Source organism: Pseudomonas oryzihabitans NBRC 102199 (genome assembly GCF_000730625.1).
GTDB classification, from domain to species: domain Bacteria; phylum Pseudomonadota; class Gammaproteobacteria; order Pseudomonadales; family Pseudomonadaceae; genus Chryseomonas; species Chryseomonas oryzihabitans.
This window is the reverse complement of record NZ_BBIT01000001.1, coordinates 120,220-136,215: the sequence shown is the minus strand read 5'-3', so window position 1 is coordinate 136,215 and position 15,996 is coordinate 120,220. Positions and strand designations below refer to the sequence as shown.

Here is a 15,996-nt window from a genome sequence, read left to right as displayed (position 1 = left end):
TCACCGCAGCTTCTTGATACGTTCCGTGGGGCTGATGACGTCGGTCAGGCGGATCCCGAACTTCTCGTTCACCACCACCACTTCACCATGGGCGATCAGCGTACCATTCACCAGCACGTCCAGCGGCTCGCCAGCCAGACGGTCGAGCTCGATGACCGAGCCCTGGTTGAGTTGCAGCAGGTTGCGGATGGAGATGTCGGTGTGGCCGACCTCCATGGAGATGGTCACCGGGATGTCCAGGATCACATCCAGGTTGGGCCCTTCCATGCCGCTCACTGCCAACCCCCCACTGCTCTGACCAAATTCTTCCACCGGCGCCTTGGGCGGCTTGGGGGCTTCGACCTGGGTACCCTGGGCCATCAGGGCGTCGATGTCGTCCTGACTGGCGTCACCGGCTTCGGCCAGGGCCGCGGCCCACTCGTCCGCCAGGGCTTGTTCTTCTGGGTTGTCTGCCATCGTCTGGGTCTCGTGCTACGCCGGGCCCGGGCCCGGACGGAAAAAACGGTTGTCGCTCAGCGGCCGCGGCTGACCGGTTCGAGAATCTGCAGGGCCAGGTTGCCCTTGCGCGCGCCCATCTTGACCTTGAAGGTGGGCATGCCATTGGCGCGCATGAGCATTTCCTCGGGCATTTCCACCGGAATCACGTCGCCGGGCTGCATGTTGAGAATATCGCGGAGTTTGAGTTGGCGCCGGACAACCGTCGCCTCCAGGGGCACGCGCACATCGAGCAGGTCCTCGCGCAAGGCCTTGACCCAGCGTTCGTCCTGATCGTCCACGTCCGACTGGAAGCCGGCGTCGAGCATCTCGCGGATCGGCTCGATCATCGAATAGGGCATGGTCACGTGCAATTCGCCGCCGCCGCCATCCAGTTCGATGTTGAAGGTGCTCACCACCACCACTTCGCTGGGACTGACGATGTTGGCCAGGGCCGGGTTGACCTCGGAGTTCATGTACTCGAACTGGCAGTCGAGCATGGCGCCCCAGGCTTCCTTGAGATCGATGAAGCACTGGTCGAGCACCATGCGCACCACGCGCAACTCGGTGGGGGTGAATTCGCGGCCTTCGATCTTGGCGTGACGCCCATCGCCGCCAAAGAAGTTATCCACCAGCTTGAATACCAGGCGGGCATCGAGGATGAACAGCGCGGTACCGCGCAGCGGCTTCATCTTGACCATGTTGAGGCTGGTGGGCACGTACAGCGAGTGGATGTACTCGCCGAACTTGGTGACCTGCACCCCACCCACGGAGACGTCCGCCGAGCGCCGCAGCAGGTTGAACATGCTGACCCGGGTATAGCGGGCGAAGCGTTCGTTGATCATTTCCAGGGTCGGCATGCGTCCGCGGACGATGCGATCCTGGCTGGTGAGGTCATAGCCCTTGATGGTGCCCGGCTCGGCATCGGTCTCGGTCTCGACGATGCCATCGTCGACCCCGTGCAGCAGGGCATCGATTTCATCCTGAGAGAGCAGATCTTGCACGGCCATGGCGTTACCTATTGCAGGACGAGATTGGTGAACAATACCTGTTCGATGGCAGTCTGGCCGGTCAGTTTCTTCGCCAGTTCCTGAACCTTGCTGGTGGCCTGCTGGCGCAGCATCTCCTTGCCTACCGGCGTCAGCAGGCTATTGAAGTCCTGCCCGGAAAACAGCATCACCAGCTGGTTGCGGACCTGCGGCAGTTGCGCCTTGAGCGCATCCATCTGCGCCTGGTCGCGTCCCATCAGGGTCACCGTGACCTGCATGTAGCGCTGGCGACCGTCGGCGTTGTAGTTGACCACGAAGGCCGGCACCAGCGCCTGGTAGACCGCGGCCAGATGCACCGGTGCCGCCGGAGCGGCCGGCGCGGCGTGCTCGGGCTCGGCGCTTTTCTTGCCGAGCAGGAACCAGGTCGCACCCACCGAAGCGCCTATGACCAGCAGCAGGGCCACGACGATGATGATGATGAGTTTGAGCTTGCCCTTGCCCTTGCCTTCCGCGGCTGCGCCCTCTGCCGCGGGCGCCTGCTTCTTCGCCATAAGTGTTCGACCGAATCCTGTGCGGCTCGTCAACCCTGTTGGGTGACGCAGCTAACCTATTGATACGAAGGGGATATAGCAGGTGCGGCCCAGGCTGTCACCTGGGAGCCGTTGGCCCGTCAGGCGTAATAGTCGACCAGACTGCGCGCGGCGAGGGTCGCCGAGCCGCGGGTTTCGGCGACATTCGCCACCGCTTCGTCCGCGCCATCCCCTGCGACACCCCCGCGGCCCCGGCGCGAGCCCTCGTGCTGAGCGCCCTGCTGGGACTGCTGCCAGGCCTGGCCGGACGACTGATCGGAGACGTTGACGTTGGCCAGGTTCATGCCCTGCTGGGCGAAGAGCTCCCGCAGGCGCTGGCTGCCGTTGTCCAGCGCCTCGCGCACGTCGGCGTGGGGACTGGCGAAGGTGACCTGGGTCTGGTCCTGGGTCATGTCGATGCGCACCTCCAGTTTGCCCAGTTGCGCCGGCTCCATCTGGATGTCGGCGGTCTTGAGATTCTGGCTGGACATCCACATGACCTTGTCGACCACCGCCTCGCTGAAGTTGCCGGCCTGGGGATTGAGCGGCTGGCCCGGTACGGCAGCGGTGACCGGACGAGCGGTCTGCGCCGGACTGCTGAGCGCCTGCGACAGGGCGGTGAGCTTGTCGGCGAAGGCATCGGTCTTGCTCGGGGCCGCCGCGTCCTGACCATCGCCCTTGTCCAGGGTCGCGGCCAGGGCCGCACTGGCTGCCTGATCCGCCGCCTGGGCGGGCGTGCCATCTGCCGGCAACAGCCCTTGCAGCTGGGTGGCCGCCAGGTTGTTGGCGTTGCTGGTGAGCTTGGCGGCGTCACCCTGGGCCTGGGGCACCTGGCCCAGCAGCTGTGCCAGACCATCGTCGGTCGTCTGCTGCTCGCCGGGCTTGGCCGGGGTGGCCGTGGCGCCCGCGCCGATACCCGGGGTGGTCGTCTGGGCTACGGTTGCCACGGCAGCGCCCAGCAGCGCCGCCGGATCCAGGGCCTGGGCAGTGGCGGTGGCTGCGGCGTCCGCGGCCGTCCCGGTGGGCAGCTGAGGCGTTGCCACAGGCGTGGCTACCGGCTGCGGGAACTGGCCGGTCATGCCGAACATGAACAGCGGATCCAGAACCGCGTCCACCGGCGCCTTGGCGTCTTCGCCCTGGGCCACCGGCAAGGTCTTGCCGCTGTCGTCGGCGGTGGTTGCCGACGGCGCGTCGCTCTTGGCGGTGCTGTCGGCCTCGGGCTTGGCGTCCGCCGTGCGGTCGTCATCGCCCGCGCGTTTCACCCGGTCATCCCCATCACGGGCACGCCCGGATTCGCTCTTGCGCGCCTGGCTGGGGGCCTTGCTGTCGCTGGTGTCACGCGGCTTTTCGCTGCGCACCGGCTCACGCGGCTGCTCCTGGGCAAAGACATCGGCGAAGCGCTCCTGCGCGGCCGGGCGATCCTGGGAAGGGGTCTTGGCCGCCGCCCGGCCGGTGCTGGCTGGCGAGGTGGCGGTGTTCAGAAGGAAATCGGGCACGACGGCCATGGAGGACTCCGAAGGACGGGTTTTCGGATAACTAGCAAGTTGCGCGCCAGCCCTAAACGCCAGCGCTTTGACGAGGTCAGCCCGCGTAGCGTTGCCGCTCGACCTTGAACAGGATGCGGACGATGGCGAATTCGCGCTCCATGGCGGATACCCCCATGGCCAGCTCGGCGGTGGTCGCCCGACGCCGCGCGCCCTCCTCCACGGCTCGGCACAGCTCCGCCAGCGGTGCGGCCCCCATGTTGCCGGCACTGCCCTTGAAGCTGTGCGCCAGCTGGCGGACCTGTTCGGCATCGCCGCCGATCACGCTGCGCTTGAGTTCGGCGATACGTTCTTCGCAATCCACCAGAAAGGTTTCGATGAGGTCGACATACTCCTCCTCCATGCAGTCGCGCAGGGCGGCGAGCGTTTCCGGATCGATATGGGAGGAAAACATCGGCATTCTCACTGGCTAAGACAAGGGACGAGGGGCAAGGCCCGGCCTAGATATAGGTCGAGCGCGCCCGCTGGGCGTATTCGTCCATCTGTTTCTGTTCGCGCTTGTCCTCGACCAGGCGCTGCTCCTGGCGATAGCGCTCGACCAGCTTGCGCAGGCCTTCGAGGCGCGCATAGTGCTCCTGCCACTGGGTGCGGGCCTTGGCCACCACATCGCGGTGCCACTGGGCGTTGCGCTCCTGCTGGCCGATAGCCTCTTCCAGCTGGCTGAGAAAGCGCTGATAGCCGATCAGCCACTGGCCGGTGACGCCGCGGCTGCCATTGGCCACCAGGCGCTGCTGGTAATCCTCGCGATAGCGCTGCAATTCGCCGAGCTTGAACTCGGCCTGGGCCAGTTGCTGCTGGCACTGCCCCAGGCGCTGGGCCGCGTCACGCTCGTCGCGCTCGCTCATCTCCACCACGGGGCCCAGACGTTCGGCTCTGCCTTTCATGATCTATCAGCCTCCCAACACAGCTTGGAGATTGGCGGCACTCTGTTCCAGCGATTCGCTCTCGCGCAGCCCCTGGCGCAGGAAGTGCTGCATGGGGGCGTAGCGAGCGATCGCCAGATCGGTTTCGGCATTTCCGCCGGGCACATAGGCACCGACGCTGAGCAGGTCCTTGGCCTGCTGATAGAGCGACCAGAGCTGCTTGACGCGCTGGGCGTTGCGCAGGTGCTCCGGGCTGACCACCTGGGGCATGACCCGGCTGATGGACGCCTCGATGTCGATCGCCGGATAGTGGCCTTCCTCGGCCAGCCGCCGCGACAACACGAAGTGGCCATCCAGCACGCCCCGCGCCGAGTCGGCGATGGGATCCTGCTGATCGTCGCCTTCCGAGAGCACAGTATAAAACGCCGTGATCGAACCCCCACCTTTTTCTGCATTGCCAGCCCGCTCCACCAGCCGCGGCAGCTTGGCGAACACCGACGGCGGATAGCCCTTGGTCGCCGGCGGCTCGCCGATGGCCAGGGCGATCTCCCGCTGCGCCTGGGCATAGCGGGTCAGGGAATCCATCAGCAGGAGCACGTTCTTGCCCTTGTCGCGAAAGTATTCGGCGATGCGGGTGCAGTACATGGCCGCACGAAGGCGCAGCAGGGGCGCATCGTCCGCCGGCGAGGCCACGACCACCGCCCGCTTGATGCCCTCCTCGCCCAGGATGTGCTCGATGAATTCCTTCACCTCGCGGCCCCGTTCGCCGATCAGCCCGACCACGATGATCTCGGCCTTGGTCAGCCGGGTCATCATGCCGAGCAGCACGCTCTTGCCCACGCCGGTACCGGCGAACAGACCGAGACGCTGGCCGCGACCCACCGTCAACAAACCGTTGATGCTGCGGATGCCGACGTCCAGGGGCTCGCTGATGGGCTCGCGCTTGAGCGGGTTGATGGTGGGGCCGTCCATCGGCACCCAGTCTTCGGCACGCATGCGGCCCTTGCCGTCCAGGGCATTGCCCAGGCCATCCAGCACGCGACCGAGCATGGACATGCCCATGGGCAGACGGCCGGTATCCGGCACCGGCACCACCCGGGCGCCGGGCGCGATACCGGCGAGGCTGCCCACCGGCATGAGAAAGGTCTTGTTGCCGTTGAAGCCCATCACCTCGGCCTCGACTTCCACCGGCTGGTAGCCACCGCCATTGATCAGCCGGCAGCGGCTGCCGACGGCGGCACGCAGGCCCTCGGCCTCCAGGGTCAGGCCGACCATGCGCAGCAGGCGGCCCTCGATCACCGGCTGCTGTTCGACCCGGATGGCTTCATCGTAACCGCCGAGGCGGCGTTCGAAACTCAGACGCTCAAGACGCATGGGGGGCATCCTCGATGTCGATGTGCAGATCGGCTTCCTGGGGCTGGGTCGCCTGGTGACGCTGCTGTTCGGCCAGCTGCGTCAGTGCCTGGGTCAGACGGGTCTCGATGCTGGCATCGATGACGCTGCTCTCGGTCTCGATCCGGCAGCCGCCAGGCATCAGGGTCTCGTCCTCGAGGATGCGCCATTTCTCCTCGTGGCGGTCACGCAGGGCCTTCATCAGCTCGAAGTCCTGGGGGCTGACCTGGATGCGGATGTTCTCGGCCCCCATGGGCAGCAGCTTCAGCGCCGTGCGCACCACCTGACCCAGTTGACTGGAGTCTAGCGTGAGTTCGCGCTGGATGACTTCGCGGGTGATGTGCCGGACCAGCTGCACCATCCCGGCTTCCAGGGCCTGGTCCTGTTCGCCGATGGGATCGAGCAGATGGCTCATCAGGGTTTCCAGGCTGGCCAGCCGGGCGGTCAGCGCCGCCTCGGCCTCCTGGCGCGCCTTGAGCTGACCGGCGTGGTAGCCGTCGCGCTCGCCGGTGACGAAGCCTTCGTTGTAGGCCTCCTGGCGGATCGCCTCCAGCTCTTCGAGGGTGATCGGCTGGACCTCTTCGACCGGCACTTCTTCGATCTGCGGCTCCGGCTGGAGCTCGGGCTCGGCGGCCGCGGGCGCAGGGATCTCCTCGGGCTCGTCGAAACTGTCGAAGGCCGGCAGTCGCCAGACATCGAAGGCTTCCAGATCCCGCGCCCTGATCAGTTCGCTCGCCGCTTCTTTGCTCATTACCTGTCCGTCAGAAAACCGCTACTGAGCAGACATTAGCAAAGCACAGGCCAACCCCGGCAAGCCGTCAGACCATTTCCTCGCCACCCTTGCCGCCCAGAACGATCTCGCCGGCATCGGCCATGCGACGAGCCACGGCGAGGACCTCCTTCTGCGCGCCCTCCACCTCGGACAGTCGCACCGGGCCCTTGGCTTCCAGGTCGTCGCGCAGCAGCTCGGCCGCGCGCTTGGACATGTTGCGGAAGAACTTTTCCTTGATGCCGTCGTCGGCGCCCTTGAGCGCCAGCACCAGCACATCGGAAGACACCTCGCGCAGGAGCGCCTGGATGCCGCGGTCGTCGACGTCGGCCAGGTTGTCGAAGACGAACATCAGGTCCTCGATCTGCCCCGACAGATCCTGGTCCGCGTCGCGGATCGCATCCATCAGCGGGCCTTCGACCGAGCTGTCCAGGTAGTTCATGATGTCGGCGGCGCGCTTCACGCCGCCCAGGGCGGTACGGGTGGTGCTGGCGCTGCCGGAGAACTGCTTCTCCAGGATCAGGTTCAGCTCCTTGAGCGCCGCCGGTTGCACGGTGTTCAGCGAGGAAACGCGCAGGACGATGTCCAGGCGCACCTTGTGATCGAAGTGACCGAGCACCTCGGCCGCCTGGTCCGGGTCCAGATAGGCCACCACGATGGCCTGGATCTGCGGGTGTTCGTAGCGGATCACGTCCGCCACCGCCCGCGGCTCCATCCACTTCAGGCTGTCCAGGCCGCTGGTGTTGCCGCCCAGCAGGATGCGGTCGATCAGGCCGCTGGCCTTGTCCTCGCCCAGGGCCTGGGTGAGCATCTTGCGGATGTAGCCGTCGGCGCCCACGCCCAGGCTGGTCTGGTCGCCCACCACCTCGATGAAGTCGCCCAGTACCCGCTCGACCTGCTCGCGGTTGACGTTGCGCATCTGCGCCATGGCGGTACCGACCTTCTGTACCTCCTTGGGTCCCATGTGGCGCAGGATCTGCGCGGCATCGGCCTCACCCAGCGACAGGAGGAAGATCGCGGCCTTCTCGACCTTGGAAAGTTGCGCGTCATTCGTCGCCATTGATCCAATCCTTCACTACCTGGGCGACACGGCCCGGATCATCGTTGACCAGCTGCTTGATGGCGGTCAGTTGAGCGTCATAACCCTCGCTGGGGCTGGGCAGCAACAGCGGCGCAGGACCGGCCAGGCTCACCTTGTCGTCGGCCAGATCGTCCGACAGCCCATCCAGACCACCGGCACCCAGGGCACCGGCACCACCGGCAGCGGCCAGGGCAGCGGCGTCCTTGGTGTTGCCGCCGGACAGGTTCTTCAGCACCGGACGCAGCACCCCAAAGACTAGCACCAGGATGAAGAGGACGCCGAGGGCCTGCTTGACCACACCCCAGAACCAGGGCTGCTGGTAGAAGGGAATGCTCTCGATCTCTTCCTGCTGCACCGGGGCGAAGGGCGCATTGATCACGCTCACGCTGTCGCCACGGCTGGCGTCGAAGCCCACGGCATCCTGCACCAGACGGGTGAAGCGAGCCAGGTCTTCGGTGGTCCAGGGCTGGTGGCTGACCTTGCCGGCGGCATCGACCTTGACCTGGTCGTCCAGTACCACGGCGACGGAAAGCCGACGCAGACGACCCTGCTGCTGACGGGTGTAGCTGATGCTGCGGTCCAGTTCGTAGTTGCGGGTGTTCTGCTCACGCTTGTCGGTCGGGTACGGCAGGGTCGCCGGCAGGCTGGTCTTGCTGTCGTAGATGAACTGGTCATTGGCGTCGCGCAGCGGCTGGCCGGGAGCGATGTAGTTCGCACCGCCACCCTGGGCACCGGCCTTTTCCGGGGTCGAGGACGGACCGGGCGGCTGGTTGGACAGGGCCCCCGGCACGCCCTGGGCGCCGCCGCCGGAAGTCTGACGCTGTTCGCTGTTCTGTTGCTCGCTGCGCAACGCCGGCTGATCCGGGTTGAACTGCTCGGAGGTCGACTCCACGGCATTGAAGTCCACGTCGGCGGCCACTTCGGCCTTGAAGCGGCCATTGCCCACCACCGGCTGCATGATGTTCTGCACGCGCTGGGTCAGGGAGCCTTCCATCTTGCGGGTGTAGTCCAGTTGCTTGCCGGCGATCGACAGCTCGGAAAGATTCTGCTGGTCGGACAGCAGCTGGCCCTTCTGGTCGACGATGGTGACCTGGGACTTGTCCAGTTCCGGCACGCTGGTGGCGACCAGGTTGATGATGGCCATGACCTGACCGGCATCCAGGGTACGGCCAGGGTACATCTCTACCAGTACCGAGGCGCTCGGCTTGCGCTCGTCACGAACGAACACCGAACTCTTCGGGATCGCCAGGTGCACCCGGGCGCCCTTGATGTTGTTGAGGCTGGAAATGGTCCGGGCCAGTTCGCCTTCCAGGCTGCGACGGTAGTTGGCCGCCTCCATGAACTGGCTGGTGCCCAGCGGCTGCTCCTTGTCCAGCAGCTCGAAGCCGACGTTGCCATCGGAGGCGGTGATGCCGGCCGCGGCCATCTTCATGCGCGCCCGGCCGAGGTCATCGGACTTGACCAGCAGGGCACCGGAATTCGGATCGACCTTGTAGCCGATGTCGGCCGCGCCCAGGGCCTGCAGCACCTGGTTGGCGTCGAGACCGTTCATGCTGGTGTACAGCGGCCGATAGTCCGGCTGCTGGGTCCAGAGCACCACGGCGAAACCCAGGGCGACGCTGGCGGCCAGGCCGATCAGCAGCCCCATCTGCCGCAGCAGCGGCATGTCGGACAGGTTGTCGAGAAAGCTGAGACCCAGCAGCGACTTCTTGGGCTTGTCTTCAGCCGCAGGTTGGGTCGTCGGGACGGGTGCGTTGGTAAGAGCGTCGGCCATTTTCTAGACCGTCCTCAAATCGACATTTGCATGATGTCTTGGTACGCCTGCACGAACTTGTTGCGTACCTGGGTCAAGGCCTGCACGGAGACGCTGGCCTTCTGCGAAGCGATCATGACTTGAGTGAGGTCGACGCCGCCCTGACCCAGCTCAAAGGCCTTGGCCAGCTCGCCGGCGGTCTGCTGGGTTTCGTTGACGGAGCCCACGGCCTTGCTGAGCATGTCGGCAAAGCTCGGACCCTGGACCTGTTCCGCGCCGGCAGCCGGAGCTACGACGGCTTTCGACCGGGCCATGGCTTCGGTCTGCATGGAACGCATTTCCAGCATCAACCGATTGAACTCGACACCTTGAACCATTTGCTCTGCTCCTCTGGCACGGGAAATTGACGCCGTACCCACTCGTGTCAGAGATAGAGCAATGCCTGTGCCAGATCCTAAAAAATCCAGCGAAAACAATGGCTTGGTAAAAAGGTGCCGAGAACCGACTAAAGTTTGCCGAAAATCAGTCGACGCTGAGGCGGTCGCGGTTGCGCTGCAGCAGGGCCTTGCCGATCCCCTTGACCTCGAGCAGCTCGTCCACCGAGGCAAAGGCGCCATGGGCTTGGCGATGGTCGACGATCGCCTGGGCCTTGACGGCCCCTATCCCCCGCAGCCCTTGCAGCGCGGTGGCGTCGGCGACATTGATGTTCAGGGGCGCCAGGCTGGCCGTCGAGGCTGGCTTGGTTGCAGCCCCCGGGCCGGACTCGCAGGCATTGGCCCAGGAGCCGAACAGAGCGAGCAAGGTGACTATCCAGACGAATCTCATAGAGGAACCTCCGTGTTCCGCTGTTTGATTCGCAGAGCTTAACGCAACGGGTCAGGCGGTCAACTCACCAGCGAGCCCGCCTGGGCACGCTCGGTCCGCAGCGCCAGCAGGGTCTGGCGAACGCCCTGGCGCCAGTCGCTGGGCGGGATGCCGAAGCGCTGCTCCAGCGCGCTGGAATCCAGCATGGAATAGGCCGGACGCTTGGCCAGGGTCGGAAATTCGGAGGTGGCGATGCCGGTGATGAGCGGCGCCCGCTCCAGCATGCCCAGCTCCTGGCCGGCGTCGATGATGTAGCGCGCGAAGTCGCACCAGCTCAGGCCGCTGTCACCGCCGAAGTGATAGAGGCCGTAGGCGGTCTGCTCAGGCTGAGCATGAGCCTGGGCGGCGATCTGCAGCAGGGCGTCGGCAATATGGCCAGCGTAGGTCGGGCAACCCACCTGATCACTCACCACCCGCAGTTCGTCGCGATCGGCAGCGAGCCGCAGCATGGTCTTGAGGAAGTTGTTGCAGTGTTCGCTGAACACCCAGGCGGTTCTCAGCACCACCGAGCGCGGGCAGGCGGAGAGCACACGGTTCTCCCCTTCCAGCTTGGTCATGCCGTAGACCCCGGACGGGCTGACCGGATCCTCGACCTGATAGGGTTCGGTGGCGGTGCCGTCGAACACGTAGTCGGTAGACAGGTGCAGCAGCGCGATGCCGGCGGCGCCGCAGGCCTGGGCAAGCACCGCAGGGCCTTCGATATTGCCGCGGGCAGCGATCTCCGGCTCCTGCTCGGCCTTGTCGACCGCCGTGTAGGCGGCCGCGTTGATCACGACGTCGGGAGCGAATCGCTCGAGATGGCTGGTTACCGAGCCTTCGTCAGCGATATCCAGAGTGGCACGTCCATGGGCCTCCCATGCCAGTTCTGAACGCTGAAGACGATCGGTCAGACAACGTCCGACCTGACCGTTCGCTCCGGTAACCAGTATCTTCATCTATACAGCTCCGCCAATCGAAGGCCTTGTGCATCTTTGGCGGACAGGATGGGATCCGTAACCCGCCAGTCGATATTCAGATCCGGATCATTCCAGATCAAAGACCCTTCATCAGAGGGATCGTAATAATCTGTGCACTTGTATTCAAAATCAGCGGTTTCCGACAGCACCACGAAGCCGTGGGCCAGACCCGGCGGTATCCAGAGCTGACGCTTGTTGTCTTCCGAGAGGATCTCGGCGACCACGTTGCCGAAGGTGGGCGAACCGCGACGGATGTCGACGGCCACGTCCAGCACCTCGCCACGCACGACACGCACCAGCTTGCCTTGCGGCTTGCTGCGCTGGAAGTGCAGGCCACGCAGCACGTTGCGGGCGGAACGCGAGTGGTTGTCCTGCACGAACGCCAGGGTGATCCCCGCCTGCTCGGCATAGCGCTCCGCCTGGAAGGATTCCAGGAAGAAGCCGCGGTCGTCACCGAAGACCTTGGGTTCGATCAGCTTGACGTCCGGGATCGCGGTTTCGAAGACCTGCATCAGTCCTGCTCCTTGCACAGACGCGCCAGGTACTGGCCATAACCGGTCTTGCTCAGGGCTTCGGCCTGCAGCGCCATCTGCTCGCAGGTGATCCAGCCTTTCTGGAAGGCGATCTCTTCGAGGCAGGCGACCTTCAGCCCCTGACGCTTCTCGATGGTCTGAACGAAGTGGCCGGCTTCCAGCAGGGCGTCATGGGTACCGGTATCCAGCCAGGCGAAACCACGGCCCAGCAGGGAGACGTTCAGCGAGCCGCGGCGCAGGTACTCGTTGTTGACGTCGGTGATTTCCAGCTCGCCGCGGGGCGACGGCTTGATGTTGGCGGCGATATCCAGCACGTCGTTGTCGTAGAAATACAGACCGGTGACGGCGTAGTTGGACTTCGGCTTCTTGGGCTTCTCTTCGATGCTCAGGGCCTTGCCCTGCTCGTCGAACTCGACCACACCGAAACGCTCGGGGTCGGCGACGTAGTAGCCGAACACGGTGGCGCCCTTCTCCACGCTCGCGGCCTTCAGCAGCGTCTCGCTGAAGCGCTGGCCGTAGAAGATGTTGTCGCCGAGGACCAGGCAGACGTTGTCATCGCCAACGAATTCGCGACCGATGATGAAGGCCTGGGCCAGGCCGTCCGGGCTGGGCTGCTCGGCATAGCTCAGCTGCATGCCGAAGTGGCTGCCGTCGCCGAGCATGCGCTGGAAGCCCGGCAGGTCGGCGGGCGTCGAGATGATCAGCACTTCCTGGATACCGGCCAGCATCAGCACGGACAGCGGATAGTAGATCATGGGTTTGTCGTAGATCGGCAGCGACTGCTTGGACACGCCCAGGGTAATGGGGTGCAAACGGGTACCGGAGCCACCGGCCAGCAGAATTCCCTTGTATTTGCTCATGGCAATCGTCCTCTGAAAATTGACTGTTGCTGTCGGTCGGACACGCCCACGGGCGTGTCCGCGATAGGATCGTTAAACGGCTTCGCCGAGACGCTCGAGGCGGTAGGCGCCGGACAGCACCCGCTGCCACCACTCGCGATTGTTCAGGTACCAGGTGACGGTCTTGCGCATGCCGGTCTCGAAGGTCTCTGCCGGCGTCCAGCCCAGCTCGCGGCCGATCTTGCTGGCATCAATGGCGTATCTCATGTCGTGACCGGGACGATCCTTGACGAAGGTGATCAGGTCGCGATAGCGCTCGACGCCCTCAGGCTTCTGCGGCGCCAGCTCTTCGAGCAGGTCGCAGATGGTCTCGACGACCTGCAGGTTGCGCTTCTCGTTGTGGCCGCCGATGTTGTAGGTCTCACCGACCTCGCCCTGGGTCACCACGGTATAGAGGGCGCGGGCATGGTCTTCGACGAACAGCCAGTCACGCACCTGGGAGCCGTCGCCATAGATCGGCAGCGGCTTGCCATGGATGGCATTGAGAATGACGTGGGGGATCAGCTTCTCGGGGAAGTGATAGGGGCCGTAGTTGTTCGAGCAGTTGGTCACCAGAACCGGCAGGCCGTAGGTCCGGCCCCAGGCGCGCACCAGATGGTCGCTGCCGGCCTTGCTGGCCGAATAGGGCGAGCTCGGAGAATAGGGGGTGGTCTCGGTGAAGAGGTCGTCGGTGCCGTGCAGGTCGCCGTATACCTCGTCGGTGGAGATGTGGTGGAACCGGAAGGCCGCCTTGGCTTCCGGCGCCAGCTCGTTCCAGTAGGCACGGGTCACTTCCAGGATGACGCCGGTACCGACCACGTTGGTCTGGATGAAGGCGGCAGGGCCCTCGATGGAGCGGTCCACGTGGGACTCGGCAGCCAGGTGCATGACCACGTCGGGCTGGAAGGACGTGAAGACCTGCTGTAGCGCGGCGAAATCGCAGATGTCCACCTGGTGGAATTCGTAGCGGTCGGAGTCGGCGACTTCGGCCAGGGAGTCCACGTTACCGGCGTACGTCAGCTTGTCGACGTTGGCAACCTTGCATTGGGTTTCGTTGATAAGAAAACGTACTACGGCGGAACCAATGAAACCCGCGCCACCTGTTACCAGTACCTTCATCCTGAATCCTGCCTATATCGATTTGTACATCATCGCGCCCGGCGCTGCGGGCGAGACATCGGAGGACGGCGCAGCCATCCCTGGCTCGGGTCACAGCTACAGCTATGTACCCAAAGACCTGAGTTAAACAGTGGCAGGAAAAGAAAGTTCAGCCTAGCGGGGGGAGGCTGCCGCTTCTGTGCTCGGCTTCAAATCCAGGCCGAAAGAAAGCGTGGACGGGATCACTCGATGGATCGCTTGCCGTGCAGCCAGTCGACGATATCGCCTTCGGGGGAATAGCCGGCGACGACGTCCCGCAGCAGTTGCCGGACGCGGAGGTAATCACCCGCATCGATCGCGCGACTGAGCTCGACGAGGGCGGCGCGGAAGGCCTCCCAGGCCAGGAAGTCTTCACTCGCACGCATGATCTTGGGATGGGACGTCGGACTCACGTCGTCACCGATGAGCAACTCTTCATAGAGCTTTTCGCCGGGGCGCAGGCCGGTGAACTCGATGGCGACATCGCCATGGGGGTTGGCCGGCGAACGCACGCTCAGACCCGACAGCTTGATCATCTGCTCGGCCAGCTCGACGATGCGCACCGGCTCGCCCATGTCCAGCACGAAGACGTCGCCGCCCTCGCCCATGGCGCCGGCCTGAATGACCAGCTGAGCGGCCTCGGTGATGGTCATGAAGAAGCGGGTGATCTTGGGATGGGTGACGGTGACCGGCCCGCCCTTGCGGATCTGCGTGCGGAACAGCGGGATGACCGAACCAGACGAACCCAGCACGTTGCCGAATCTCACCATGGTGAAGCGGGTGCGATTGACCTGGTGGATACCGTCGGCCTGGCCGTGCAGCACGGGCGCCGCTTCGCGACTGAGCGCCTGCAGGATCATCTCGGCCAGGCGCTTGGTGCTGCCCATGATGTTGGTGGGCCGTACCGCCTTGTCGGTGGAGATCAGCACGAAGCTGGTGACTCCGGCCTGGATGGCCGCCTGGGCGGCATTCAGGGTCCCCAGGACGTTGTTGCCGAACCCTTCGGCGATGTTGTGCTCGACCATGGGCACGTGCTTGTAGGCCGCCGCATGGTAGAGGGTGGCCACCTTCCAGTGCCGCATCACCTGCAGGAGCAGCGGAGCGTTGCGGATGGAGCCCAGCACCGGCACCAGGGTGACCGGCAGGGCTTCGCGCTGGAGATGGGCGTCCAGCTCGCGATGGATGCTGTAGAGATTGAATTCGGCGTGGTCGAGCAGGATCAGGGTGCGCGGTTTCTGGCCGATGATCTGCCGGCACAGTTCGGAACCGATGGACCCCCCTGCCCCGGTCACCATCACCACCTGACCGGTGATGCAGCGCGCGAACAGCTCGGGCCGGGGCGTGACCGGATCCCGTCCCAACAGGTCGGCGATATCGACCTCCTGGAGGTCGTCCACCTGTACCTTGCCGCAGGCCAGGTCGCTGATCCGCGGCACGGTTCTGACGTGCAGCGGATAGGGTTCCAGCAGGCCGAGCACCTCGCGCCGCCGTGCCCGGGTGGCAGAGGGAATCGCCAGGAGGATCTCTTCGGCACCCGTCTCGTCGATCATCTGCTGGATGTGCTTGGGGGTGTAGACCTTGAGCCCGGCGATGATGCGATTGGCGATGCTCTTGTCGTCGTCGATGAAGGCCACCGGACGCATGGCGCGACCCATGCGCAGCGCCGCGACCAGCTGGTTGCCCGCCGAGCCGGCGCCATAGATGGCAACCCGCGGCAGCTCGTCCGGCTGCTTGATGAAGGGCACCGTGATGGCGCGATACCAGTCGCCCAGAAAGTACTGGCGCAGCGCGAGACGCAGGCCGCCGATCAGGATCAGGCTGACGATCCAGTAGTTGAAGATCATCGAGCGCGGGACGATCTCCGGTAGATCGCGATACCAGTAGATGACCACCGACAGCAGCAGCGTCGACAGCGTCACCGCCTTGGCGATGGCGATCAGGGCATCGTTGCCCAGGTAACGCATGACCGCGCGGTACATGCCGAAGCGAATGAACAGGGGAATGGCGATGGCCGGCGCGGTGATGAACAGCCAGGCATGCCCGCTGAAAGGCTCGATCATCTGCACGGAGCCCAGGCGCAGATAGAAGGCCAACCAAAGCGAAAGCCAGATCAGCAGGAGGTCGACCGCGACCTGGATGACTCTCTTGGTACGCCGGTTCAGCTTGACCAGATGGTCACGCAACATGTCAGTGT

General features: G+C 64.8%; 17 protein-coding genes. All 17 read right to left on the bottom strand.

The features are described from left to right. The 17 genes from fliN to POR01S_RS00550 all read right to left on the bottom strand — a co-directional run bounded on the left by fliN (window position 1) and on the right by POR01S_RS00550 (window position 15,988). The gene (gene fliN / locus POR01S_RS00630) at window positions 1–456 is read right to left on the bottom strand and encodes a flagellar motor switch protein FliN (protein WP_007160376.1); all 456 of its coding nucleotides are present in this window, start codon (window positions 454–456) and stop codon (window positions 1–3) included. 56 nt (window positions 457–512) lie between these two features. Next, a complete protein-coding gene (fliM, locus tag POR01S_RS00625; protein WP_007160377.1) occupies window positions 513–1,484 on the bottom strand; it encodes a flagellar motor switch protein FliM in 972 nt (323 codons plus the stop codon). A gap of 8 nt (window positions 1,485–1,492) precedes the next feature. After that, window positions 1,493–2,014 (bottom strand): flagellar basal body-associated protein FliL, encoded by a 522-nt coding sequence (gene fliL, locus POR01S_RS00620; RefSeq protein ID WP_027597975.1) that lies wholly within the window; start codon window positions 2,012–2,014, stop codon window positions 1,493–1,495. A gap of 119 nt (window positions 2,015–2,133) precedes the next feature. Then, a complete protein-coding gene (locus tag POR01S_RS00615; RefSeq protein WP_027597976.1) occupies window positions 2,134–3,537 on the bottom strand; it encodes a flagellar hook-length control protein FliK in 1,404 nt (467 codons plus the stop codon). 76 nt (window positions 3,538–3,613) lie between these two features. Beyond that, window positions 3,614–3,970 carry an Hpt domain-containing protein gene (locus POR01S_RS00610; protein WP_042133002.1) on the bottom strand — a complete coding sequence of 119 codons (357 nt, stop codon included), beginning with the start codon at window positions 3,968–3,970 and terminating at the stop codon, window positions 3,614–3,616. Between the two features lie 46 nt (window positions 3,971–4,016). Beyond that, window positions 4,017–4,460 carry a flagellar export protein FliJ gene (gene fliJ / locus POR01S_RS00605; RefSeq protein WP_027597978.1) on the bottom strand — a complete coding sequence of 148 codons (444 nt, stop codon included), beginning with the start codon at window positions 4,458–4,460 and terminating at the stop codon, window positions 4,017–4,019. Between the two features lie 6 nt (window positions 4,461–4,466). Then, window positions 4,467–5,813 carry a flagellar protein export ATPase FliI gene (gene fliI / locus POR01S_RS00600; protein ID WP_027601688.1) on the bottom strand — a complete coding sequence of 449 codons (1,347 nt, stop codon included), beginning with the start codon at window positions 5,811–5,813 and terminating at the stop codon, window positions 4,467–4,469. After that, window positions 5,803–6,582 (bottom strand): flagellar assembly protein FliH, encoded by a 780-nt coding sequence (fliH, locus tag POR01S_RS00595; protein WP_042133000.1) that lies wholly within the window; start codon window positions 6,580–6,582, stop codon window positions 5,803–5,805. Before fliH ends, fliI begins: the two co-directional genes overlap by 11 nt. A gap of 67 nt (window positions 6,583–6,649) precedes the next feature. Next, complete coding sequence (fliG, locus tag POR01S_RS00590; RefSeq protein ID WP_007160384.1) at window positions 6,650–7,660, bottom strand: flagellar motor switch protein FliG; 1,011 nt, start codon at window positions 7,658–7,660, stop codon at window positions 6,650–6,652. Beyond that, window positions 7,647–9,455, bottom strand: coding sequence for a flagellar basal-body MS-ring/collar protein FliF (gene fliF, locus POR01S_RS00585; protein ID WP_027601686.1), 1,809 nt, complete (start codon window positions 9,453–9,455; stop codon window positions 7,647–7,649). The genes fliG and fliF overlap by 14 nt, the downstream gene beginning before the upstream one ends. Before the next feature lie 14 nt (window positions 9,456–9,469). Continuing rightward, window positions 9,470–9,811, bottom strand: a complete 342-nt coding sequence (gene fliE / locus POR01S_RS00580; RefSeq protein ID WP_007160386.1) for a flagellar hook-basal body complex protein FliE — start codon at window positions 9,809–9,811, stop codon at window positions 9,470–9,472. A gap of 145 nt (window positions 9,812–9,956) precedes the next feature. Next, window positions 9,957–10,259 carry a ComEA family DNA-binding protein gene (locus POR01S_RS00575; RefSeq protein WP_042132997.1) on the bottom strand — a complete coding sequence of 101 codons (303 nt, stop codon included), beginning with the start codon at window positions 10,257–10,259 and terminating at the stop codon, window positions 9,957–9,959. 59 nt (window positions 10,260–10,318) lie between these two features. Next, a complete protein-coding gene (gene rfbD, locus POR01S_RS00570) occupies window positions 10,319–11,233 on the bottom strand; it encodes a dTDP-4-dehydrorhamnose reductase (RefSeq protein ID WP_042132995.1) in 915 nt (304 codons plus the stop codon). Further along, the gene (rfbC, locus tag POR01S_RS00565; RefSeq protein WP_007160389.1) at window positions 11,230–11,766 is read right to left on the bottom strand and encodes a dTDP-4-dehydrorhamnose 3,5-epimerase; all 537 of its coding nucleotides are present in this window, start codon (window positions 11,764–11,766) and stop codon (window positions 11,230–11,232) included. Before rfbC ends, rfbD begins: the two co-directional genes overlap by 4 nt. After that, entirely contained in the window at window positions 11,766–12,647 is an 882-nt protein-coding gene (gene rfbA / locus POR01S_RS00560; RefSeq protein WP_007160390.1) for a glucose-1-phosphate thymidylyltransferase RfbA, read from the bottom strand. The genes rfbC and rfbA overlap by 1 nt, the downstream gene beginning before the upstream one ends. Before the next feature lie 72 nt (window positions 12,648–12,719). After that, complete coding sequence (gene rfbB, locus POR01S_RS00555; RefSeq protein ID WP_027597984.1) at window positions 12,720–13,784, bottom strand: dTDP-glucose 4,6-dehydratase; 1,065 nt, start codon at window positions 13,782–13,784, stop codon at window positions 12,720–12,722. Between the two features lie 221 nt (window positions 13,785–14,005). After that, the gene (locus POR01S_RS00550) at window positions 14,006–15,988 is read right to left on the bottom strand and encodes a polysaccharide biosynthesis protein (protein ID WP_037006952.1); all 1,983 of its coding nucleotides are present in this window, start codon (window positions 15,986–15,988) and stop codon (window positions 14,006–14,008) included. Between the last annotated feature and the right edge of the window lie 8 nt (window positions 15,989–15,996).